The following is a 20,741-nucleotide window of genomic DNA, read 5'->3' on the forward strand; positions in this document are numbered from 1 at the left end:
CGGGTCAATCCGCCGCGGCGACAAGGGGTTGCAGCGTCAGGTCGGGATGTTCCTTCTCGATGTACTGCAGGCGCCACTTGTCGCTGAAGAGCGCCAGGATCGCGCCGTCGGTGCGCGTGAACACCTCGACGCCGCGCTGGCGGTCGAGCTCGGGTGCACTCTCGGCGTCGGTGCGTCGGGCCAGCGTGTACCCGAGCGGCTCGATGATGGTGTCGACGTTGAACTCGGCCTTCATCCGCGCGGTCACGACCTCGAACTGCATGGGGCCCACCGCGGCGAGCACCGGCGACATGTCGCCACGGGTGTCGTTGCGCAGTACCTGCACGACGCCCTCGCTGTCGAGCTGGTCCATCGCCTTGCGGAACTGCTTGTACTTGTCGGCCGTGGTCGCGCGCAGCGTCGAGAAGTGTTCGGGTGCGAACGAGGGGATCGGCGGGAACTGGACCCTGGGGCCGTCGAAGAGGGTGTCGCCCGGGGCCAGTGCGGTCGCGTTCACCAGTCCGACGACGTCGCCCGGATATGCGGTGTCGACCGTGGAGCGATCCCGGCCGAACACGGCCTGGGCGTACTTGGTGGCGAACGGTTTTCCGGTCTGCGCGTGCGTGACGACCATGCCGCGCTCGAACTCGCCGGACACGATCCGCATGTACGCCAACCGGTCTCGGTGACTGGAGTCCATTCCGGCCTGCACCTTGAACACGACGGCGCTGAACGGGTCGGTCACCGAACGTTCGGTGCCCCCGATGTCGAGGCGACCGGCGGGCGGGGGAGCGAGCTCGACGAGTACCTCGAGCAGTTGCCGGACACCGAAGTTCAGCATCGCCGACGCGAAGATCATCGGCGAGGTCTGACCGGCGAGGAACAGTTCCTGGTCGTGATCCTGGCCCATCTCGGAGAGCAGTTCGCTCTCCTCGACGGCGGCCGTCCACTCGTCGCCTTCGCGCGCCGCGGCGTCGTCGGCGCTCATGATCTCCTCGGGGGCGATCTTCGCCCCGCCGGCCGTGCGCGTGAAGTGCACATACTCGCCGGTGCGACGGTCGAGCAGACCGCGGAAGTCGCCGGCGATGCCGACCGGGAAGAACAGCGGGGTCGGGGTGAGGCCGATGCGCTCGGTGATCTCGTCGATCAGCTCCAGCGGTGTCTGGCCGGGACGGTCCCACTTGTTGATGACGGTGATCACCGGGATACCGCGGTGGCGACACACCTGGAAGAGCTTCAGGGTCTGCGGTTCGAGGCCCTTCGCGGCGTCGATGAGCATCACCGCGGCGTCGACCGCCGTCAGCACGCGGTAGGTGTCCTCGGAGAAGTCGGCGTGACCGGGGGTGTCCACCAGGTTGATCACGCTCGGGATGTCCGCGTCGCTGTGCTCGGCGGCATAGTTGAACTGCAGCGCGGTGGAGCTGACCGAGATGCCGCGGGCCTTCTCCATCTCCATCCAGTCGGAGACGGTGGACTTTCGTCCCGCCTTGCCGTGGATCGCACCCGCCTCGCTGATCATGCGCGCATGCAAGGCCAACGCCTCGGTCATCGTCGACTTGCCGGCGTCCGGATGGGAGATGATCGCGAAGGTACGTCGACGCTTGACCTCGGTTGCGACGTCAGAACTCACGAGATTCGAGGCTACTCGGCTGGTCGGGGGGCATCCAAACTCGCGTGGGTCAGCAATAGGTATCGCTGAGCGAAACCTATTGCTGACTGCTTCGGTCAGGCGGCCGCTGCGAGAGCGTCGCGGACGCGATCGACGAACTGTTCAGGCCGCTCCGTCAGATCTGACCACGTGAAGTTCAGGACGGTCCAGCCGCCTGCGGTCAGGTCGTTGCGCCGGTCGCGGTCGCGTTGGAACGCGGCCGCATCTCGGTGATAGGCGAAGCCGTCGATCTCGACGATGAGTCGTGCGCGAGGAAACGCGAGATCGGCGACGTATCCGTCGGTCGCGTAGTTCGCGAACCAGCCGGGGATACGGGCCGAATCGAGAAGGGAGACCGCGATTCGCTCTGCAGCCGACCGGGCGCCGGGACCCAGCAGTTCGAGGATGCGCGTCATCGCCCGTTCGTCGGAGGTGCCGACTCAACGAGCGGCTGCCGCGTTCAGCTGCTGCAACGACACCCGCCGGCGCAGCAGAGCGTTGTCGACGACGCTGACGCTTTCTTCGATCGCCGCTTCCAGAACTGAAAGCGCAAGAGTGGTGACCCGAAGGTCCGACCGGACGATCACCTCGGCGTCGTCGAGATCGCGATACCGCACGCGCACGCCCTCGACCTCTCGGCCGTGACTATGCCGAGGCGCGGTGACGGTGATCGTGGAGGGATTGTCGGCCAGTCCCTGCCACCAGACTGCCGACAACCCGGACAGGACCGCGTTCGGTCCGGTCTTGTGCACGGCCAACCGGGCCTTGGTGCGCGCTGTGATCGGGTGGTCGGCGAGGGTGTAGATGCCGCGACCCTGCGAGACCCAGGCGCCGCAGGTGACCCGTCGCCGCACGGCAGGGCGGGACAGGCCGGCGGATCGGACGTCAGCGGCGGTGATCACCCCGTCGTTGTTCAGGGCTATCCGACGGAGTTCAGGCGGGAGATGCATGGGGTTTGGACGTTGCCGGCAGCCCACCGGTTCCGCGTCGGAAATGAGTCAGCAATAGGTTTCGCCACGCGAAACCTATTGCTGACTGAGAAATCGAGGGCGACCTACTCGAACGGCACCGGCGGAAGCTTGACGACCTGCGAGGCGTACGAGAGTCCGGCACCGAAGCCGAGAAGGAGGGCGGTCTGGCCCGGCTGCGCCTTGCCGGTGGAGAGGAGGTCCTCCATGGCGAGCGGGATCGAGGCGGCAGAGGTGTTGCCGGTGTACTCGATGTCGTTGGCGACGACGGCGCCCTCGCGCAGCTTGAGGTTCTTGGCGAGCAGCTCGTTGATGCGTGCGTTGGCCTGGTGCGGGACGAAGACGTCGAGGTCCTCGGAGCCGATCTTCGCGGCCTCGAGGGCGCGGACGGCGACCTTGCCCATCTCGAAGGCGGCCCAGCGGAACACCGCGGTGCCCTCCATGCGGAGGTAGGGGCGCTGGACGCGGTCACCGTCGAGGAAGGTCACCCAGTCGAAGTCCTGGCGGATGGCGTTGAACTGCGATCCGTCCGAACCCCAGACCACCGGGCCGAGTTCCTGCTCCTCGGTGGGTCCGACGACCACGGCGCCGGCGCCGTCGCCGAAGATGAAGCAGTTGGTGCGGTCGGTCATGTCGAGGGCCACCGACAGCTGCTCGGCTCCGATGACCAGGACGTTGGTGGCGCTGCCGCCGCGGATCATGTCCGACGCGAGGGCCATGCCGTAGCCGAAGCCGGCGCAGCCGACGGTCACGTCGAAGGCAGGGACGCCGTTGCAGCCGAGTTCGGTGGCCACTTTGGTAGCGCCGGCCGGGGTCAGGAGCAGGTGCGTGTTGGTGGCGAGGATGACCGCGTCGATGTCGGAGCCGTGCAGCAGGGCGTTCGCGATGGCCTTGCGTCCCGCGTTGACCGACATCTCCATGACGCTCTCGTCGCGGCGGGCGAAACGGCGGGTCTTGATGCCGGTACGGGTGTAGATCCACTCGTCGGAGGAATCGATGTGCTCGCAGATCTCGTCGTTGGTGACCACACGCTCGGGGCGATAGGCGCCGATACCGAGCATGCCGATGTTGTTGATCCCTGAGGTGTCCGCGATGACTGCCATGGTCTTCCTTCCGAATATGTGACCCGACATACGACGGTACTCACCCGGTCACTTACTGGGAAGTACCGCATCCCCCTCGCACATCGTTACCGGTCGATTCCGATCTCCACGGCGCAAGCGGACCGAATGTGTCCTCATTGCGATGAAAACTGGTGCGCAGATCGGTCGATACCTCACGTCAGCGTCGGAAATCGGCCGCTCGATACGACGATCAGCACACGACGAGGTGCGCGTCCGGCACGACAGACAGCCAAGTGGGAGAAGGAGAGTCCGCATGATTCATGCGCGCGGTTTGGTCCAGGTGTTCCACACCGGGAAAGGAAAGAAGAAGCGCGAGGTGCGAGCCGTCGACGGCGTCGACCTCGACGTGGCCGAGGGGGAGGTGGTCGGCTTCCTCGGGCCCAACGGAGCGGGCAAGACGACCACACTGAGGATGCTGACGACACTGCTGCGGCCCACCGCGGGCACCGCGACGGTCAACGGCTACGACGTCGTCGAAGATCCGGTGTCGGTGCGTCGCAGCATCGGGTACGTGTCCCAGGCCGGTGGCACGTTCAGCCAGGCGCAGGCGGGCGACGAGATCGTCGACCACGGGATGCTGTACGGGTTGTCGAGAGCGGAGGCGACCCGGCGAGGCCAGGCGTTGTTCTCGGAGCTGCAGCTCGACGGCCTGTGGGAACGGATGCCCAAGAACATGTCCGGGGGGCAGAAGCGGCGCCTCGACATCGTGATGGGCCTCGTCCACGAACCGTCGCTGGTCTTCCTCGACGAGCCGACGACGGGCCTCGACCCGCAGGCCCGGGCCAACCTGTGGGAGCACATCCGCAGGCTGCGCAGTGAGCGCGGTGCGACGGTGTTCCTCACGACGCACTATCTCGACGAGGCGGACGAACTCTCGGACCGGATCCTCATCATCGACAACGGACGGATCGTCGCCGCCGACACCCCCGACAACCTCAAGGCCCAGGTCTCCGGCGATCTGGTGTCGCTCGAGGTCGCCGACGCGGCGGCGGTCACCACGGCCGCAGAGAAACTCGCGTCGGTCACCGGCGGTGATGGTGGCGGAAGGATCGAGGTGGACGGCCGCCACGTTCGCGGCCGGGTGCCGCGCGCGGGCCGGGCCGTGCCCGGACTGCTCCGTGACCTCGACGCATCGGGGATCTCGCTGGATTCCATCGAAGTCATCCGCCCGACCCTCGACGACGTCTTCCTCACGCTCACCGGAAGGTCCCTGCGCGACGCGGAGACCGCCGGCGATCCCGTCGGTGACGTGCCCGGGATCGAACCCGATGCCGTCTCTGCCGCAACCGTTTCCGACGATGCAACCCGCCGCACCGAGCAGGAGGTCGCCCGATGAACAGTTTCCTCCGTGACAGCACCATCGTGTTCCGGCGTCAGATCCGGATGAACCTGCGCAATCCCGCCTGGGTCCTGATCGGTGTCATGCAGCCGATCCTGTATCTGCTGCTGTTCGGACCGTTGCTCAAACCGCTGGTCGCCCAGTTCCCCGGTGGCGCCGACAACCCGTACACCTTCTTGGTGCCGGGTCTTCTCGTCCAGCTGGGACTGTTCGGGGCGCTGTTCGCCGGCTTCAGTCTGATCGGGGAATGGCGCGAGGGTGTCATCGAGGCCGAGCGAGTGACTCCGGCGAGCCGGACCGCACTGCTCACCGGTCGCCTGATGCGCGACATGCTGCAGTTGCTGGTGCAGGCCCTGATCCTGGTCACTCTCGGATTCGCCATGGGCATGCGCGGATCGATGATCGGCGTGATCCTCGGCATCCTCATCACACTGCTCATCGGCGGTGCGTGCGCCGCGGCGTCGAATGCCCTGGCGCTGACCACCAAGAGCGAGGACGTGATGGCCCCGCTCATCAACATGGTGATGATGCCGGTGCTGTTGCTGTCGGGAATCCTGCTGCCGATGACGCTCGGACCGGAATGGTTGCAGGGACTGAGCAATTTCATGCCGTTCCGCTGGATCGTCGACGCCGTGCGCGACACGTTCGGCGGCGACCTCGCAAGCGCTCAGGTGCTGTGGGGAGTGCTGGCCGCACTCGTTCTGGCGAGCCTCGGGACCTGGTGGGGCACTTCGGTGTTCCGCAAGGAGAACGCGTAACCCTTCGATACGCCCTCCGCAAGCTCCCGGCTACTCAGCCTGGATGCACCGATGTGGTGTGCCGGTGGTGGTGGAGGGTGTTGTGGGCGTGCGGTTTTGGGGGTGGTGGTATGTGGGCGTGGGTGGTCTGCCGATCTCGGAATGTCGGCTTGTTTCACTGGGTGTCCTGGTTGGGCCCGGGGGTGGGCGGGGTTGGTAGGGGTTTACGCGGGTTTTCGATGGTGGGTGTGGTCGAAGAGGTTCTGCCAGTACGGTTGCCAGGGCCAGTCGCGGGGTAGGTGCAAGGTCACGCGGCGTGCTGAGCGGGAGATGCGGGCGGCGATGCTGATCAGGGTGCGGCGCACGGTGGCGGTGGTGGCGGTGGTCATCCCGGCCACACATCCCGCGGCGCGGGAGAGGTTGAACGCGATGACTGCGCAGGTCAGCCAGGCGTTGTTCGCGGCGAACTGTGCCGAGGGCAGGTGGGCCAGGGGCCCGTTTTTGAGGTCGGCGTGGACGTTTTCGATGATGGCGTGTCCGCGGTGGATGGCGTCGGCGGTGACCGGATCGGGGTCGGGTTGGCTGGTGAAAAACGCGTGGTAGCGCCAGATCGGGAACAACTCGCCGGTCTGGGTGCTTTGTTCGTCGGGTACTCGCCGCACGATCAGGTGACCAGGCACTGGCTTCTTGCCGCTCATGTTGCCGGTGAATGCGGTGAACGGGGTGGCCGCGACCTGGGCGCGGTGGACCACGGTGTGGGTGTCGGGGTCATAGACCGGGCGGGTGTAGGTGATCGGTGTCCAGGCGGTGGCGTCGATGTTGGCGATGGCGCGCAGGACGTCGGGTTGGCGCCGCAGGGTGATCGAGACGTGCGCACCGTGGGCCAGGCAGGCGCGGACCATGTCGTAGGAGTAGAACGCGGAATCGGCACGCACCAGCACTGGTGGTGCAGTGGTGGTGGGCCTCAGACGGGTGAGCGTCTTCAGTGCTGAGGTGATCATTGACGCTGCGCCGTGCGAGGAACCGCGAGCACCGCGGCGTAGGCGCTGCCCACAGATCACCGGGGCCCGTCCTGGGGCGGTGAGCGTGGTCAGCAACACGTTGAGTCCGCGGGTGCCGGTGTAACCGACCTGCGCGCCCTGTTTGCCATAGCCGTGGACCTCGATGACAGTGTCATCGATGTCGAGCATCACCGAGGCGCTGGGATTACTGAGATCACCGAGCAGGCTGGTCTGTCGTGTCAGTTCGCCGAGAAACCGGGTGGCGACTGCGTCGAGTTGGCGGGTGTGGCCGTAGGTGAACATCCGCAGAAACGATCCCAGCGTGGACGGTGCGTAGGTGCGGTCGAACAGGGTACCCATCGCTCCGTGACGCAGCACACCCATGTCGGCGATGCTGTCCGCACCCATGACCATGCCGGTGACCAGCGCCGATACCTTCGCTCCTGGGTGGGCGCCTTTGTCGGTGGGGATCGTGAGCCACTCGTCGGCCAGGTCGGCCAAGCTGCACGAGGTGGCCAAGCCCATCACCGGCACGACCCCCGCTGCGGCGATCAGGTTCGGGTCGTCGAACGAGGCTGCTGCTACCGGGTTGGTATGAGAGAATCGCATCTGCGAGATGCCTTTCTTCGTGCCTGAATGTGTTCCTTAGACAAGTCCCATTCTTGCACTGCAGCAAGGCATCTCGCTTCTCAACACCCCATCAAACACCAGAAACCTCACCCCAAATCGGTGCATCCAGGCTCAGGGAGCAGGGGGAGAACACCGTGCACGCCTACCAGGCGTGCACGGTGTTCTGCGCGCTCTCCAGGTCCTGGGAGACGAGGAGTTCGACGGCGTCGCAGCCGTTGCGGATCATCAGCTCGACCTCGGCCCGGTCCGCGGACGGGAACGGCTTCAGCACGAAGTCGGCGGGGTCCTGCCGGCCGGGCGGACGGCCGATGCCCATGCGTACGCGCAGGTAGTCGCGGGTGCCCATCACCTGGCTGATCGAACGCAGCCCGTTGTGGCCGCCTTCGCCACCGCCGCGTTTGAGACGCACCGCGCCGAAATCGATGTCGAGTTCGTCATGCACGACGATGAGGTCGGCCGGCGTGACCGAATAGAACTTGGCCAGCGGACCGATCTGCCGGCCGGACTCGTTCATGTAGACGCGTGACTTGGCCACGAGAACAGACTGGCCGCCGAGGCGGACCTCGGCGACCTCCGCACCGGATTTCTTGTGAACCTTCCAGCGCTCGCCTGCCGAGTCGACGAGGCCGTCGGCGACCATCGCGCCGACGTTGTGCCTCGTCTTCTCGTACTTGGACCCGGGATTACCGAGTCCGACAATCAATTTCACCACTGGGGCAGTTTCACCACTCGAGTCGAGCAGTCTCGGGGTCGGATTACTCCGACTCCGCGGGAGCCTCGGCAGCAGCCTCTTCCTCGGCACCTTCGGTGGCCTCGGACTCGGTGGCGGCGGCCTGGGCCTCGTTCACGGCGACGATCAGGGTCTCCGGATCGGCGATCAGGGTGACACCCTCCGGCAGGTCCAGATCCGAGGCGTGGACGGCGGTGCCGGCCTCGGCGCCCTCGACGCTGACGACGATCTGCTCGGGGATCGACAGGGCGTCGGCCTCGACCTCGACGACGCTGGCGTCGGAGACGACCAGGGTGCCCGGCGCAGCGTCACCCTCGACGACGATGGCGACCTCGACGGTCACCTTCTCGCCGCGGCGGACGATGAGGAGGTCGGCGTGCTCGATGTAGTTGCGGATCGGGTGGACGTCGACCTGCTTGGTGAGCGCGAGCTGGCTGGAGCCCTCGATGTCGAGATCGATGATGGCGTTGAGGCCGTTGTTACGCAGGATCGCGGCGAAGTCGCGCGCCGGGAGGTTCAGGTGCTGCGGGTCGGTGCCGTGGCCGTAGAGCACGGCGGGAACGTTGCCCTCGCGGCGAGCGCGGCGAGCGGCGCCCTTGCCCTTCTCGGTGCGGGTGGTGACAGCCAGCTTGGAGGCCTGAGTAGCCATGGTGATCTCCTCTGATCGGTGGTTGCGGTCGGTCGTCCGTCGCGACGAGCAACGGGCACGGATTCCGACCGCGGACACCCACCGGGCTGCATGGGGCACCCGAGGAGACTGCGATGGTCGCGCCGATCACGGTGACTGGATCACCCTCGCCGAGACAACGTCGGCCAGGATAGTCGATGACCTGCCGGGATGTCACATCACGGCACCTCGGCGGCCGGTGGCAGGCATACTTGGCTGCCATGACCTCACAGACCCCGATCGAGATCGTGACGGCATTCCTCGACGCGTTCGTCTGCAACGACACCGCAGGTGCTCTGGCGTGCGTCGACGACGACATCGCCTACACCAACGTGTCGCTGCCGACCATCCACGGCAAGCGGAAGGTCGCCGGAGTGCTGGGCGGCGTCGCGAAGAAATCGTGGATCGGCTTCAACTACCGCATGGTCAACGTGAGCTCCGACGATGCGGGTGTCGTGCTCACCGAGCGTGTCGACGAGCTGCGTTTCGGGCGGCTGCATCTCCAGTTCTGGGTGTGCGGCCGCTTCGAGATCCGCGAAGGCCGGATCGCGGTGTGGCGCGACTACTTCGACTACTTCGACATGACGAAGGGGCTGGTGCGAGGCGTTACCGCGCTCGCCCTGCCCGCGGTGCAGAAGCCGTTGCCGGCGCCGAACCGGGACTACCTGGCCAGCGGGCTGTAAAAGACCAGGCCGTTGCCCTGGTTGTCGTACACCACGGCACGGCGTTCGTGCGCGTCGTCGTAGGGGCCCTTCACGATGGCGCCGCCGCCGGCCTCGATCGCCTTCGCGGCGGCGTCGACGTCGGCGGTCTTGATCCCGACGACGACCTTGCCCGGGATGGGGTGGTCGACCGAGGTGGCGAGGGCGAGCGTGACCGCGCCGGCGTCGAGTGCGGCGAAGTGGGCGCCGTCGCGGAACTTCAGCGACATGCCCAGGGTCTCGGTGTAGAAGGTGATCGACTCGTCCAGGTTCTCAGTGGACAGGATGATCATCTTTGCTTCGTGGTCGCTCACGGCACCTCCAGAGGGAGAGGGATCAACGGTCGACGGCCGGCGTCGTGCGCTACGCTACCCGCGATCGAGGGTGTCTGGAACGGCTGAATCGCGTTCTGGCACAAAGATGTACGAATCGCTGACCAAAGTCCCGACCCGTTCGGGACCGATGCCCCTTCAGAGAATCTCGTCGAGCTTCTCGATCGGCCGCGGGATGCGGGTTCCCTTGTCGGTCACGACGATCGGCCGCTCGACGAGGATGGGGTGTTCGACCATCGCGTCGAGGATCTGATCATCGGTGGCCGACGCGAGGTCGAGCTCTTTGTAAAGAGCCTCGCGTTTGCGTACGGCCTGCGCGGGGGTGACCCCGGCGTCGGCGAACAGCGCTACGAGCTGTTCGCGCGTGTAGGGCTCGTCGAGGTACTTGACGACCGCCGGCTCGATGCCGGCGTCGCGGAGGGCCTGCAGCGCTTTGCGCGAGGTCGAGCACTTCGGGTTGTGATAGATCGTCGCGTCCACGAAATACACCGTACCCAGCCGAAAGCGGCCCGGGCTCCAGAGGGGGAGAACCCGGACCGCTCGCGAACCCGTTCTGTGGGTGAGATCGCTACTCGGGATCGAGTGCGAAGTCGTACTGCACGACGTTCCGTCCGTCCGCATCGGGCTTCGGGTCGAGGAGCAGCTCCGGCTTGGTCGCCGAGGCGACGTCGCTGTCGAGCCAGTCACCACCCGCGAAGTACAGCTGGGTGACGATCGGATGCCGCCCCTTGGCCGACACCCGCAGATGCAGATGAGCCGGACGCCACGGGTGCCATCCGGCGGCCTCGATGAACTTGCCGGTCGGTCCGTCGGTCGGGATCTGATACGGCGCGGGCTGGATCGTGGTGATCTCGTAGCGGCCGTGACCATCCGTCACGACCGTGCCGCGCAGGTTCCAGTCCGGGATGTGCGGTGCGAACCCCGAGTAGTAGCCCTCGGCGTCGGCGTGCCAGATCTCGATCGTGGCACCCGCCATCGGGTTGCCGTCGAGGTCGGTGACCTGACCGTGCATCACCAGCGGTGTCTCGCGGGCGTCGGTGCTGCGCATCGGTAGGGTGCAACGGGCGGGCAACAGCGGGGAATCGGGGAGGTAGTACGGGCCTTCGATACTTCCTTTGGTGCCCTTGAACTTCCGCGAGTTGACCTCTTCGATGTCGTGTTCGACGAAGACGTCGAGCAGCAGCGGCCACTCCCCGCCCTCACCGACGTCGATGAGCCACTGCTTGAGGACGCGGTACTCGTCGTAGGTGATCTCGTATTTGTCGATCAGTGCGCTGAAGCCGGCGAAGGCCTCGGATGCGATGGCCGACAGACGTTCCGGTGAGGTGTCGGCGGTGAACCGATGGCCCGCGAAGGCCGCGGTCGCGGCGCTTCCGGAGCCCGCCGCGGTCGGTGATTCGACGGCGGCCGGGTTGTCAACAGCGCTCGGCCGTTCGATGGTGGTCATGATGTCTCCTGGTTTGGATGGGCTGTGCGAGAGGGAGGTTCAGCGGTTGCCGAAGTAGCTGACGTCGTCGTTGCCGATGAGGTCCGGCACGGTCCAGCCGTCGAGGTCGTACTCGGACATGCACTGCTCGGCGAGACCCTTCATCTCCCCGACGGTGCCGCGTGCATCGGCGAACATGAGGAGTTCGGCCTTGACGCCCTCGTGGTTGCCGGCGTAGTTGCGCTCGTAGAGCTCGTGACGGCCGCCGAACTCGCTGCCGATCGAATCCCACAGCGCCTTCATGACCTTCACGCGATCGACGGCGAGGATGCCGTCGGAGCCGCGGACGTACTTGTCGAGGTACGGGCGGACGTCGGGGCTCTTGAAGTCCGCCGAGCTCGACGGCAGGTAGATCAGACCGGAGGCGACGTCCTGCTCGATGATCTCCTTCACGCGGGGATAGCCCTGCTGGGCGAACATGCGGTAGGTCAGGCCGTACTCGAGCTTCGGGATGACGGTGTCACCGATCCACGGCTCGGGGTTGTTGACCATGGCATCGCTCAAGGACCAGAACAGGTTTCGCCATCCGATGACCTCACCGACGCGGGTCTGCACGCCGCGGAACCCGCCGGCGCCGGTGCAGTCGAGGGCCTTGAGGAGCAGGCCGGCGATGAAGTCGAGCTTGACCGCGAGACGGGTGCAGCCCTGGAGGGTGAAGCGAGGTAGGAAGCCGGACTGCGGGAAGAAGGCGTTGATCTTGTCGACGTCGCCGTACATGAAGACGTTCTCCCACGGCACGAGCACCTTGTCGAAGACGAAGATGGTGTCGTTCTCGTCCATGCGGCTCGACAGCGGGTAGTCGAACGGGGTGCCCATGACCGCGGCCTGCTGGGTATAGGAGGAGCGGCAGATCAGCTTCACCCCCGGGGCATCCATCGGGACGGTGCAGATCAGGGCGAACTGCTTCTTCTTGATCGGCAGACCGTAATGGGAGATGAAGTTGTAGTTGGTGATGGCCGAACCGGTCGCGACGACCTTGGCGCCGGAGACGATGAGGCCGGCGTCGGTCTCCTTCTCCACCTTCATGAACACGTCACCGACCTCGTCCGGCGGGAGCTGGCGGTCGACCGGCGGGTTGATGATGGCGTGGTTCCAGTACAGGACCTTCTCCTGCGACTCCTTATACCAGCGCTCGGCGTTGGCCTGGAACGGTGCGTACAGCTCGGAGTTGGCGTGCAGGGTGCCGAGGAAGCTGGCCTTGTAGTCGGGGCTGCGGCCCATCCAGCCGTAGGTCATCCGCGCCCAGGTGGCGATGGCGTCGCGGTCGGCGCGCAGGTCGTCGGCCGATTTCGGTGCGCGGAAGAACGGCATGGTCACGCCACCGTTGCCGGTGTCGGTGGGTGCGGTGACCTTGTCCTTGGTCGCCGGGTCGTGCATGGCGTCGTAGAGGCGCGCGGTCATCCGGATGGGGTTGCGGAAGGCCTCGTGGGTCGTCACGTCCTTCACCCGCTCGCCGTTGAGCCAGATCTCGCGGTCGTCACGCAGTGACTCGATGTACTCGTCGCCGGTCATGGGCCTAGTGGCGAAGTTCTCGGTGCGGTTGGCCTCGGAGTCGGCGGCGACGTTCACCTTCGACCGGTCCACGTTGTTGGTCGTCTCGGTGTCGGGGGCGATGTCGGTTGCGGTCATGATGGTCCTCACTTGTGTTGTGTGACGGTCGATGTCGTTGACAGCCGGGATGGGGTGGGGTCAGGCGGGTGCGCCGACCGGTACGCAGGTCGGGTGGAAGCGGGCGGTCGCGTCGAACCACCGGCTGTGCGGGTCGTCGAGACTACCGCAGTAGGCGGCCGCCCCGGAGGTGTCGCCGAGCTCGTGGAACTTGCTGCGGTAGAAGAGAAGCGGTTCGGCCTCGGTGTCCACGCGGGCGTCGACGATCTCGCCGATGTAGATGATGTGGTCGCCCCCGTCGTAGGACGCCCAGGGCGAGCAGATCAAGGTGGCGGCCGTGTCGGCGAGGGCGGGAACCAGCCACTGGTTGTTCCATTCGGGACCGGGGTCCTGCGGCTTGCCGGCGAAGTGCATGGCGGTGTCGAGCTGATCCGATTTCAGGATGTTCACCGCGAACGGGGCGTCGTCGAGGAAGCCGCACGCCTTGGACTTGCGGGTGAGAGTCACCTGGCACAGGCGGGGTTCGATCGAGATCGGGGTGAACGCGGTGACCGTCGCGCCGTGCGGCGTGCCCTCGTCGTTCGCGCAGGTGATGACGGTGACGCCGGTGGCGAACTGGCCGAAGATGTTGCGCATCGTGCGTTGGTCCATGGGGATCGGCTCCTTCGTGCTCGAACAGTGTCTGGTCTGGCGGTGCGACCCAACGTGAGTCGGCGCGTCAGCAGGTCGCGCAGTGCGAGGGCATCCTGTTGCGCAACCCGCGGATGGCCGAACAGCTGGGCGGCATGCTCACCACCGCCCTGGTGCTGGCGGCGCTACCCGACACCGACGAACCGATGGCCGGTACCCGTCCTCGTATGGTCAAGCGCGTCATCGACGCCATCCATGCCGACCCGGCCCGGCCCTGGACCGTGGGTGAGCTGGCGGAGATCGGGACCGTCAGCGCCCGGCGCCTGCAGCAGAGCTTCCGCGAATGCGTCGGGATGAGTCCCATGGAGTACGTGCTCGACGTCCGGCTCGAGTGCATCCACAACGACCTGATGACCTACGGCGGAACCTCGACCGTCACCGACATCGCGACACGTTGGGGCGTCATGCACACCGGCCGGTTCGCCGCCGCCTACCGGCGTAAGTACGGGGTCTCGCCGTCGGAGACCCGGCGGAGGTCGTAGGCCCTTCGAGGCTCGCTGCGCTCGCACCTCAGGGAGCGGGAGGGCGTGCTGCGCTCGCACCTCAGGGAGCGGGAGGGCGTGCTGCGCGCGCACCTCAGGGAGCTGTAAACACCGCGCCCGGATGTTCGTGAGAACATCCGGGCGCGGCGGTGAGAGGGACTGAAAGACTAGGCGATGCCGTCGAAGAGGCTTGTGACCGAACCGTTTTCGAAGACCTCACGAATCGTCTGTGCGAGCAGCGGGGCGATCGACAGGACGGTGAGGTTCTCGAAGCGCTTGTCGTCCGGGATGGGCAGCGTGTCGGTCGCGATGACCTCCTTGGCGCCGCATCCGGCGAGGCGCTCGGCAGCGGGATCGGAGAAGACGCCGTGGGTGGTGGCGATGATGACGTCGCCTGCACCGGCGTCCTTGAGGACGCGGACCGCCCCGGCGATGGTGCCGCCGGTGTCGATCATGTCGTCGATCAGGACGCAGGTGCGTCCCTCGACCTCACCGACCACGCGGTTGGACTTGACCTGGTTGGGGACCAGCGGGTCGCGGGTCTTGTGGATGAAAGCCAGGGGAGCGCCGTTGAGGGCGTCGGCCCACTTCTCGGCGACGCGCACACGACCGGAGTCCGGCGACACGACGGTGATGTTGTCGGTCCCGTAGTTGTCGCAGACGTAGCCGGCGAGCTGGCCGAGGGCGTGCATGTGGTCGACCGGGCCGTCGAAGAATCCCTGGATCTGGTCGGTGTGCAGGTCGACGGTGATGATGCGGTCGGCACCCGCGGTCTTGAGCAGGTCGGCGATCAGGCGGGCCGAGATGGGCTCGCGTCCGCGGTGCTTCTTGTCCTGGCGGGCGTAGGGGTAGAACGGCAGGATCACGCTGATGCGCTTGGCCGAACCGCGCTTGAGCGCGTCGATCATGATCAGCGCTTCCATGACCCACTGGTTCAGGGGGTAGGGGCAGCTCTGCAACACGAAGGCGTCCGAGCCGCGCACGGACTCCTCGAAACGGACGAACAGCTCGCCGTTGGCGAAGTCGCGTGCAGTCTGTGGGGTCACCTTGATGCCCAGTTCGGTGGCGACTGCTTCAGCCAGTTCGGGATGGGCACGACCAGAGAACAGCATCAGGTTCTTCTGGTTGTCGGTGGTCCAGGTCATGAAAACTCTTCTGTCCGTTTCGATGTCGATCTTCTGGGCTGCCTGCCGCGAACGGCAGACCGTGGTCGGGACCGCCTCAGGCGGACCCGAGGTCCTTGTCGTGCGCCTCGATGGCCGCGCGCGCCGCCGCGGTGTCGGGCCGCTTGGTGACGACCCAGTCCTCGATGACACGCTGTGCTCCCGCCGAGACCGCGAGGGCTCCCGGCGGTACATTTTGCCGCACGACGGTTCCGGCGCCGGTGTATGCCCCGTCGCCGACGGTCACCGGGGCGACGAACATGTTGTCCGAACCGGTGCGGCAATGGTCGCCGATCACGGTGCGGTGCTTGTTCACGCCGTCGTAGTTGACGAAGACGCTCGACGCCCCGATGTTGGAGTGTTCGCCGATGGTCGCGTCGCCGACATAGGTGAGGTGCGGGACCTTCGAGCCGTCGCCGATCGTGGCGTTCTTCGTCTCGACGAAGGTGCCGATCTTGCCCGCGACGCCGAGCACGGTGCCCGGTCGCAGGTAGGCGAACGGACCGACGGAGGCGTCGCCGCCGATGACGGCGTCGCTGCCGTGGGTGCGGATGACGTGCGCGCCTTCGCCGACCGTCACGTCGGTCAGCGTGGTGTCGGGCCCGACGACCGCGTCGGCGGCGATGTGGGTGCGGCCGTACAGCTGTGTGCCGGGTTCGATCCGCGCATCCGCCTCGATCGTCACGTCGACGTCGATCCAGGTGGTCGCCGGGTCGACGACGGTGACACCGTCGATCTGGTGGCGGCGGATGATGCGGCGGTTGAGCTCGGCCCCGAGGTCGGCGAGCTGGGCGCGGTCGTTGCAGCCGGCGACGAGGACGGGGTCGGCGACGGTGAAACCGCGGACTGCCTGACCGGCGTCGCGGGCGATCTCCACGATGTCGGTGAGGTAGAACTCGCCCTGGACGTTGTCGGTGGACAGCTTCGAGAGCGCGTCCCGCAGCGCGGCGGCATCGACCGCGTAGACACCCGCGTTGACCTCGGTGATCGCGCGCTGCTCGGCGGTCGCGTCCTTGTGTTCGACGATTGCGCGGACAGCGTTGTCGTCGGCGCGGATGATGCGTCCGTAACCGGTCGGGTCGTCGGCGATGAAGCTGGTCAGTGTGACCGCGGCACCACCGTCGGCGGTGTGGGTGTCGATGAGGCCGCGCAGGGTGTCGGCGTCGAGGAGTGGGACGTCGGCGGCGGTCACGACGACCGTGCCGTCGAAGTCGGCGGGAAGACCGGTCAAACCGACGCGGGCGGCGTCGCCGGTGCCGCGCGGCTCGTCCTGCTCGGCGATCGCGATCTCGCGGCCCAGTGTGGCGGCGATGTCGGCGACGGCGGCGGAGACCCGTTCACGCTCGTGGCTGACCACGACGACGAGGTGCTCGGGATCGATACCCGACGTGCCGTGCAGGGCGTGGCCCAAGAGTGAGCGGCCGGCAATCGTGTGGAGGATTTTGGGGGTCTTGGACTTCATGCGGGTACCGGCACCCGCGGCCAGCACGATCACGGCCACAGATGACGACGTTCCCGACATCGAATGCCCACCCTCTTCCTTCATCGGTGTTCACGTCGGGTGCGATCCTACGCACCGGTAGAACCGTGCAATAACGCGCCGCACCGATTTTCGGTGGATACGGGCTCCGACGTGATGCACCACACGTCCTCCGACCGCACCTGATAGAACACAAGGGACCGTCTCACCCGAGCGATCGATCGGCGCCCCCGGCGCTCGGTGTCGATGCGCAGGCGGGGAGCGGACGACATACGTGCGCCGGGCGTCCCGGTGCGCACACCGACCAACGGAGGTATGAATGAGCACGCAGAAGACCGCGATCGTCACCGGCGCGGCACGGGGCATCGGTGCTGCCGTGGCCAAGCGACTCGCCGACGACGGCCTGGCCGTCGCCGTCCTGGACCTCGACGCCGATGCCTGCGCCGACACCGTCAAGGCCATCACCGACAAGGGCGGCAAGGCGCTGGCCGTCGGCGCGAACGTCGCCGACGAGGCGTCGGTGCAGGCCGCCGTCGAGAAGGTCGCCAATGAGCTCGGCGCGCCGACCGTCGTCGTCAACAACGCCGGCATCACCCGCGACAACCTGCTGTTCAAGATGACTGTCGACGACTGGGACGCGGTCATGGCCGTCCACCTGCGCGGTGCTTTCAACGTCACCAAGGCCGCCCAGAAGTACATGGTCGACGCCGGTTGGGGCCGCGTCGTCAACCTGTCGAGCACCTCGGCTCTCGGCAACCGCGGTCAGGTCAACTACTCCGCCGCCAAGGCCGGCATGCAGGGCTTCACCAAGACCCTGGCCATCGAACTCGGCAAGTTCGGCGTCACCGCCAACGCCATCGCCCCCGGTTTCATCGAGACCGAGATGACCGCCGCCACCGCCGAGCGCGTCGGCGTGCCCTTCGAGGACTTCAAGAAGGCCGCCGCCAGCCAGATCCCGGTGAACCGCGTCGGCGTCCCCGAGGACATCGCCCACACCGCGTCGTTCTTCATCAGCGAGGGTGCGGGCTTCGTCTCGGGTCAGGTCGTCTACGTCGCCGGCGGCCCGAAGGACTGACTCGACTGACAGACCTCGTCTCGACTCCTGGACTTCGATCGAAGTCCGGGAGTCGAGACGAAGTCGACCGGTGGCGTCACGTCGTCGCCGGGGCGCTGTGGCACAATCGTCAGCGCAGTATTCCCCCATGGTGTAATCGGCAACACTTCTGATTTTGGTTCAGGCATTCCAGGTTCGAGTCCTGGTGGGGGAGCTTCAGTAAACAGTCAGCTCAGGGCTGGTTTTCGTCCACGCTCGCAGATCCTGATGTCGATATCGCACGCGAGAACCCCAGGAGACGAAAACGACCCCGACCTCCCAGCGTTCGCACCCGATGAAGGAGGGCCGGTGGTGGCGAGCGTTGGCGCCATGCCAGCCATACAGAGCCTGCCTTCCTTGCCGGAACGACTGTGCCGAACCCCGGTAGGGTCGGCGGCTTCAGTTGCAGTTGGACGATGCCGGAGCGAGAACTGCATTGTGGACGGCTCCGCAATTCCGGTGTGGTGAGGCCGAGAACAATCAGTTAAGTGCTAGCTCAGCAGGAGTTGTGCAATCTCGTCACTTAGAGACTCCTTGCTGGCGAGCTCGCGAAATTCTTCACTGGCGGCGCCGACATTGATGTACCAGAGGTCTGTCTCGAGTGCACAACGGGAAATAGACTCACTGTGCGCTGCCGTATTGTCGAATATATCCTGAAGCGCGTTAAGAGTTGTTGATAGATGGAGTTCTCTCGCGTTAAACTGCGCGTTGTCAGGTCTACTATCACGCTGCCGAGAGCGGCTTATGTCCGCATCTGCTGCGGCCTGGTTTTGTGTCTTGAAAATAACTGCAGTCCATATGGCAGAGAACTTAGTCCTCAACCAGGTTTCCTCGTAAGTTGCCCATATGTTGTCGAGGCTGTCCGCCTTGTCCTCGAATGACGTAGCCGCTAGCAAGGAACCCGATCTACCTGAGGGTTTCAAAGCTAGGTCGACTTTCCTTATGAATTGGTTTGCACGCGCCGCCATATGGCACGCCATGAATGTCTCGTCCCGGTTGAGGATCTTATCTCCAAGAAGAATTGTGGTTAGTACAATTGCGAGAGCGTCGCAAATAACCTCTTCTCCTATGCCCTCGAGATTTGACATGATCGAGTCTAGCCGCTCCTCGAGGGTGATTTTTGCTCCGTATCTAGGAACTATTTTTGTTTCGAGGATCTTGCGAATGTCCTCGTCCTCGGTTGCGGCAACGTATTGAATGCCCGACTCCGTAATTCGGGGTATCTGCATCGTTTCTAGAGGTCCGAACGTCATGTTTCCTAGTAGGTCGATGGGACTATTGCTGTCAAGGTATCGAACTGCTTCAAGTATTGCCTTCTCGTAATCGCTGGCGTACGCCCGTGCGATCACGTCGGCCGTATCACGGATGGTGCAGTGTGCCAATTCGTGCGCAATTGAATACGCAGACATGACCGCAGTCCAGCTGCCAACCAAATCTGGATTATGCATGCCCGGGGGTTGCTGCTGCTTCTTTTCGTATGCATGGAATGCGTTAAATGCAGCCTTTTCTCTCTGTCCGCCGGCTAAGTACCGAGCGGCGTGGATCGCGTGAACCCAGCCAGGAATTTCGAACATGGGACGATATGACAGAGACGGCGCGGCCTCGTTGAAGAGTGCGGAGAGTAGTGCAAAGTGAATACTGCGGAGGCGAGAATCATATATTATATGGGAACCCGTGCTTGTATGGATTGTCTCAACATCGCCGACATGAGATGATATCTGGGACATTCTCACGTGCGATGCATCGAATCCATAGCGCGATAGGGCGGCCACACAGTTGTTGAAGAAAGTTGGCAACATGGGGTTGTCGTAGTTCGAGTGCGTCCCGCGAGTTGCACTGATGTATCGAGAGACAGCATCGGGGGCTGTTCCGTAGTCAAGCATTCGAGCCATCAATTGGAATGTTCTTGTTGATCTCGCTGTATATTCTTACCGCGTCGTTTGCCGAGTAACCATCAATTTTCACACCGTTAATGCTCACACTTGTATCTTTTCTTGCTGCGACACGAGCGTTCAGCCACGCTTCAAAGTAAGGAAATGTCACCGTGCTTAAGGTGACAATAATTGTCATAACTGTTTCGCCGTCAAGAGATCGGGTCTCGAAGGGGGCCTCGGGCCTCTGAAGAGACTTGCCGAGGTCGTCCAGGTCAGTGCGGTCTTCTGCAGGGAGGCTGATCGCCAGGTCAACGGTGCTCATCGTTTGAGCTTATCGGGGCGGTGCGGTGTTGACATGCCCAATATCCCAGTTAGCCGAACCCCGCCAATGCTCGGACAAGTCGAAAGTCGTTCACCAAGGGTTCTTTTGAGCGTGCCGAGTCTCTCGCCGAACCGCTCTACGAAGTCGCGTCGCAGAAGAATCTTGAGGTGGCGGCCAGTCGGAAGCTGGTTTGAGACTGAGGCATGGCCAGGGTGACATCACCGGGTTCCGGGTCGACGTGGAGTTGCACGTACTGCGGTCAGTAGGGAAGTGGTGTCAGGCGGCTGGTGTCATCTACTCAGTATGATGACGCGTTGAGTGCGCTCTCGGGCAAACAAGGTGCTCGACCGTCAGCGCAACTCGAGGGCGACCAGCCGGCTTGTCGCCGGCGGCGGCAGGTGTCGCTCGGCGGCCTTGCGGTGGGCACGGCTCCGTTCCAGGGGCGGAGCGATCGGAGGCCATGGCATGCACTGAAGCCGCGAGTTCATGCGCTAGTGCAGCATCGGCATGTCCTATAGCTGCGCGGACTCGTGTGCAGTGACGGCGCGCTCTATCGACTCCTGGGCATGTTCCGCAGGCGCCGCGGGTTTTTCCGTGACCGGCTCGCCGGCGGCCAGCTGTCGACTCCGCGGATACCGCGAGTGCGATCCGCTCAAGACTGGTCGTGCCAATGATCTGCGCCGGGAA

Annotated in this window: 20 protein-coding genes, 1 tRNA gene and 1 pseudogene; 6 read left to right on the plus strand and 16 right to left on the minus strand. The window is 65.1% G+C overall.

Annotated elements, in window-relative coordinates:
• Positions 1 to 4: 4 nt before the first annotated feature.
• The 4 genes from GAA2_RS07100 to GAA2_RS07110 form a co-directional block, all read right to left on the minus strand.
• A complete protein-coding gene (locus tag GAA2_RS07100; RefSeq protein ID WP_024497841.1) occupies positions 5 to 1,609 on the minus strand; it encodes a peptide chain release factor 3 in 1,605 nt (534 codons plus the stop codon).
• A 95-nt stretch (positions 1,610 to 1,704) separates the two neighbouring features.
• Positions 1,705 to 2,043 (minus strand): endonuclease domain-containing protein, encoded by a 339-nt coding sequence (locus GAA2_RS23365; protein WP_316249315.1) that lies wholly within the window; start codon positions 2,041 to 2,043, stop codon positions 1,705 to 1,707.
• 24 nt (positions 2,044 to 2,067) lie between these two features.
• Positions 2,068 to 2,577: a type IV toxin-antitoxin system AbiEi family antitoxin domain-containing protein gene (locus tag GAA2_RS23370; RefSeq protein ID WP_316249316.1), complete on the minus strand. Its 510-nt coding sequence runs from the start codon at positions 2,575 to 2,577 to the stop codon at positions 2,068 to 2,070.
• Between the two features lie 104 nt (positions 2,578 to 2,681).
• Positions 2,682 to 3,698: a beta-ketoacyl-ACP synthase III gene (locus tag GAA2_RS07110; RefSeq protein ID WP_024497840.1), complete on the minus strand. Its 1,017-nt coding sequence runs from the start codon at positions 3,696 to 3,698 to the stop codon at positions 2,682 to 2,684.
• 274 nt (positions 3,699 to 3,972) lie between these two features.
• Between GAA2_RS07110 and GAA2_RS07115 the strand changes: the two genes are divergently transcribed.
• Together GAA2_RS07115 and GAA2_RS07120 are read left to right on the plus strand one after the other, a co-directional pair.
• A complete protein-coding gene (locus GAA2_RS07115; protein WP_024497839.1) occupies positions 3,973 to 5,055 on the plus strand; it encodes a daunorubicin resistance protein DrrA family ABC transporter ATP-binding protein in 1,083 nt (360 codons plus the stop codon).
• Complete coding sequence (locus GAA2_RS07120; RefSeq protein WP_024497838.1) at positions 5,052 to 5,816, plus strand: ABC transporter permease; 765 nt, start codon at positions 5,052 to 5,054, stop codon at positions 5,814 to 5,816. The genes GAA2_RS07115 and GAA2_RS07120 overlap by 4 nt, the downstream gene beginning before the upstream one ends.
• A gap of 203 nt (positions 5,817 to 6,019) precedes the next feature.
• Here GAA2_RS07120 and GAA2_RS07125 read toward each other — a convergent pair whose 3' ends face one another.
• The 3 genes from GAA2_RS07125 to GAA2_RS07135 form a co-directional block, all read right to left on the minus strand.
• Positions 6,020 to 7,405 carry an IS1380 family transposase gene (locus tag GAA2_RS07125; protein WP_024498686.1) on the minus strand — a complete coding sequence of 462 codons (1,386 nt, stop codon included), beginning with the start codon at positions 7,403 to 7,405 and terminating at the stop codon, positions 6,020 to 6,022.
• A gap of 163 nt (positions 7,406 to 7,568) precedes the next feature.
• Positions 7,569 to 8,135, minus strand: a complete 567-nt coding sequence (gene pth / locus GAA2_RS07130; RefSeq protein WP_024497837.1) for an aminoacyl-tRNA hydrolase — start codon at positions 8,133 to 8,135, stop codon at positions 7,569 to 7,571.
• 46 nt (positions 8,136 to 8,181) lie between these two features.
• Positions 8,182 to 8,805 carry a 50S ribosomal protein L25/general stress protein Ctc gene (locus GAA2_RS07135; RefSeq protein WP_024497836.1) on the minus strand — a complete coding sequence of 208 codons (624 nt, stop codon included), beginning with the start codon at positions 8,803 to 8,805 and terminating at the stop codon, positions 8,182 to 8,184.
• A 239-nt stretch (positions 8,806 to 9,044) separates the two neighbouring features.
• Here GAA2_RS07135 and GAA2_RS07140 point away from each other — a divergent pair, with 239 nt between their 5' ends.
• Positions 9,045 to 9,506, plus strand: coding sequence for a limonene-1,2-epoxide hydrolase family protein (locus tag GAA2_RS07140; protein ID WP_024497835.1), 462 nt, complete (start codon positions 9,045 to 9,047; stop codon positions 9,504 to 9,506).
• Here the strand turns inward: GAA2_RS07140 and GAA2_RS07145 are convergent.
• The 5 genes from GAA2_RS07145 to GAA2_RS07165 all read right to left on the minus strand — a co-directional run bounded on the left by GAA2_RS07145 (position 9,485) and on the right by GAA2_RS07165 (position 13,601).
• Complete coding sequence (locus tag GAA2_RS07145; RefSeq protein WP_006437038.1) at positions 9,485 to 9,838, minus strand: VOC family protein; 354 nt, start codon at positions 9,836 to 9,838, stop codon at positions 9,485 to 9,487. The genes GAA2_RS07140 and GAA2_RS07145 overlap by 22 nt on opposite strands.
• A 156-nt stretch (positions 9,839 to 9,994) precedes the next feature.
• Positions 9,995 to 10,336: an arsenate reductase (glutaredoxin) gene (gene arsC, locus GAA2_RS07150; RefSeq protein WP_024497834.1), complete on the minus strand. Its 342-nt coding sequence runs from the start codon at positions 10,334 to 10,336 to the stop codon at positions 9,995 to 9,997.
• Positions 10,337 to 10,424: 88 nt separating this feature from the next.
• The gene (gene catA, locus GAA2_RS07155; protein ID WP_024497833.1) at positions 10,425 to 11,303 is read right to left on the minus strand and encodes a catechol 1,2-dioxygenase; all 879 of its coding nucleotides are present in this window, start codon (positions 11,301 to 11,303) and stop codon (positions 10,425 to 10,427) included.
• Between the two features lie 39 nt (positions 11,304 to 11,342).
• Positions 11,343 to 12,971: a 4-hydroxyphenylacetate 3-hydroxylase family protein gene (locus tag GAA2_RS07160; RefSeq protein ID WP_191834843.1), complete on the minus strand. Its 1,629-nt coding sequence runs from the start codon at positions 12,969 to 12,971 to the stop codon at positions 11,343 to 11,345.
• Positions 12,972 to 13,031: 60 nt separating this feature from the next.
• Positions 13,032 to 13,601 carry a flavin reductase family protein gene (locus GAA2_RS07165; protein ID WP_006437034.1) on the minus strand — a complete coding sequence of 190 codons (570 nt, stop codon included), beginning with the start codon at positions 13,599 to 13,601 and terminating at the stop codon, positions 13,032 to 13,034.
• Between the two features lie 86 nt (positions 13,602 to 13,687).
• On the opposite strand from GAA2_RS07165, the pseudogene GAA2_RS07170 reads away from it, so the two are divergent.
• Positions 13,688 to 14,122: pseudogene (locus tag GAA2_RS07170) on the plus strand (helix-turn-helix transcriptional regulator); the annotation flags it as partial.
• 167 nt (positions 14,123 to 14,289) lie between these two features.
• On the opposite strand, the gene GAA2_RS07175 reads toward GAA2_RS07170, so the two are convergent.
• Positions 14,290 to 15,267: a ribose-phosphate diphosphokinase gene (locus GAA2_RS07175; protein WP_006437029.1), complete on the minus strand. Its 978-nt coding sequence runs from the start codon at positions 15,265 to 15,267 to the stop codon at positions 14,290 to 14,292.
• A 76-nt stretch (positions 15,268 to 15,343) separates the two neighbouring features.
• The gene (gene glmU / locus GAA2_RS07180) at positions 15,344 to 16,807 is read right to left on the minus strand and encodes a bifunctional UDP-N-acetylglucosamine diphosphorylase/glucosamine-1-phosphate N-acetyltransferase GlmU (protein WP_024497829.1); all 1,464 of its coding nucleotides are present in this window, start codon (positions 16,805 to 16,807) and stop codon (positions 15,344 to 15,346) included.
• A 277-nt stretch (positions 16,808 to 17,084) separates the two neighbouring features.
• Between glmU and fabG the strand changes: the two genes are divergently transcribed.
• A complete protein-coding gene (gene fabG / locus GAA2_RS07185; protein WP_024497828.1) occupies positions 17,085 to 17,840 on the plus strand; it encodes a 3-oxoacyl-ACP reductase FabG in 756 nt (251 codons plus the stop codon).
• A gap of 121 nt (positions 17,841 to 17,961) precedes the next feature.
• Positions 17,962 to 18,033, plus strand: a tRNA-Gln gene (locus GAA2_RS07190).
• Positions 18,034 to 18,349: 316 nt separating this feature from the next.
• Here the strand turns inward: GAA2_RS07190 and GAA2_RS07195 are convergent.
• Together GAA2_RS07195 and GAA2_RS07200 are read right to left on the minus strand one after the other, a co-directional pair.
• On the minus strand, positions 18,350 to 19,741 hold the full coding sequence (locus GAA2_RS07195; RefSeq protein ID WP_152528500.1) for a hypothetical protein: 1,392 nt from the start codon (positions 19,739 to 19,741) through the stop codon (positions 18,350 to 18,352).
• Complete coding sequence (locus tag GAA2_RS07200) at positions 19,734 to 20,054, minus strand: hypothetical protein (RefSeq protein WP_152528499.1); 321 nt, start codon at positions 20,052 to 20,054, stop codon at positions 19,734 to 19,736. The genes GAA2_RS07195 and GAA2_RS07200 overlap by 8 nt, the downstream gene beginning before the upstream one ends.
• Positions 20,055 to 20,741: the final 687 nt, after the last annotated feature.

It is taken from the genome of Gordonia ajococcus, assembly GCF_012974285.1.
GTDB lineage: Bacteria > Actinomycetota > Actinomycetes > Mycobacteriales > Mycobacteriaceae > Gordonia > Gordonia amicalis.

Excerpts from the sequence above, each read along its gene's own strand:
- GAA2_RS23365 (WP_316249315.1), bottom strand. The coding sequence starts at position 2,043 with ATGACGCGCATCCTCGAACTGCTGGGTCCCGGCGCCCGGTCGGCTGCA.
- GAA2_RS23370 (WP_316249316.1), bottom strand. The coding sequence starts at position 2,577 with ATGCATCTCCCGCCTGAACTCCGTCGGATAGCCCTGAACAACGACGGG.
- GAA2_RS07110 (WP_024497840.1), bottom strand. The coding sequence starts at position 3,698 with ATGGCAGTCATCGCGGACACCTCAGGGATCAACAACATCGGCATGCTC.
- GAA2_RS07115 (WP_024497839.1), top strand. The coding sequence starts at position 3,973 with ATGATTCATGCGCGCGGTTTGGTCCAGGTGTTCCACACCGGGAAAGGA.
- GAA2_RS07120 (WP_024497838.1), top strand. The coding sequence starts at position 5,052 with ATGAACAGTTTCCTCCGTGACAGCACCATCGTGTTCCGGCGTCAGATC.
- GAA2_RS07125 (WP_024498686.1), bottom strand. The coding sequence starts at position 7,405 with ATGCGATTCTCTCATACCAACCCGGTAGCAGCAGCCTCGTTCGACGAC.
- GAA2_RS07135 (WP_024497836.1), bottom strand. The coding sequence starts at position 8,805 with ATGGCTACTCAGGCCTCCAAGCTGGCTGTCACCACCCGCACCGAGAAG.
- GAA2_RS07140 (WP_024497835.1), top strand. The coding sequence starts at position 9,045 with ATGACCTCACAGACCCCGATCGAGATCGTGACGGCATTCCTCGACGCG.
- catA (WP_024497833.1), bottom strand. The coding sequence starts at position 11,303 with ATGACCACCATCGAACGGCCGAGCGCTGTTGACAACCCGGCCGCCGTC.
- GAA2_RS07160 (WP_191834843.1), bottom strand. The coding sequence starts at position 12,971 with ATGACCGCAACCGACATCGCCCCCGACACCGAGACGACCAACAACGTG.
- GAA2_RS07165 (WP_006437034.1), bottom strand. The coding sequence starts at position 13,601 with ATGGACCAACGCACGATGCGCAACATCTTCGGCCAGTTCGCCACCGGC.
- GAA2_RS07175 (WP_006437029.1), bottom strand. The coding sequence starts at position 15,267 with ATGACCTGGACCACCGACAACCAGAAGAACCTGATGCTGTTCTCTGGT.
- glmU (WP_024497829.1), bottom strand. The coding sequence starts at position 16,807 with ATGTCGGGAACGTCGTCATCTGTGGCCGTGATCGTGCTGGCCGCGGGT.
- fabG (WP_024497828.1), top strand. The coding sequence starts at position 17,085 with ATGAGCACGCAGAAGACCGCGATCGTCACCGGCGCGGCACGGGGCATC.
- GAA2_RS07195 (WP_152528500.1), bottom strand. The coding sequence starts at position 19,741 with ATGCTTGACTACGGAACAGCCCCCGATGCTGTCTCTCGATACATCAGT.
- GAA2_RS07200 (WP_152528499.1), bottom strand. The coding sequence starts at position 20,054 with ATGAGCACCGTTGACCTGGCGATCAGCCTCCCTGCAGAAGACCGCACT.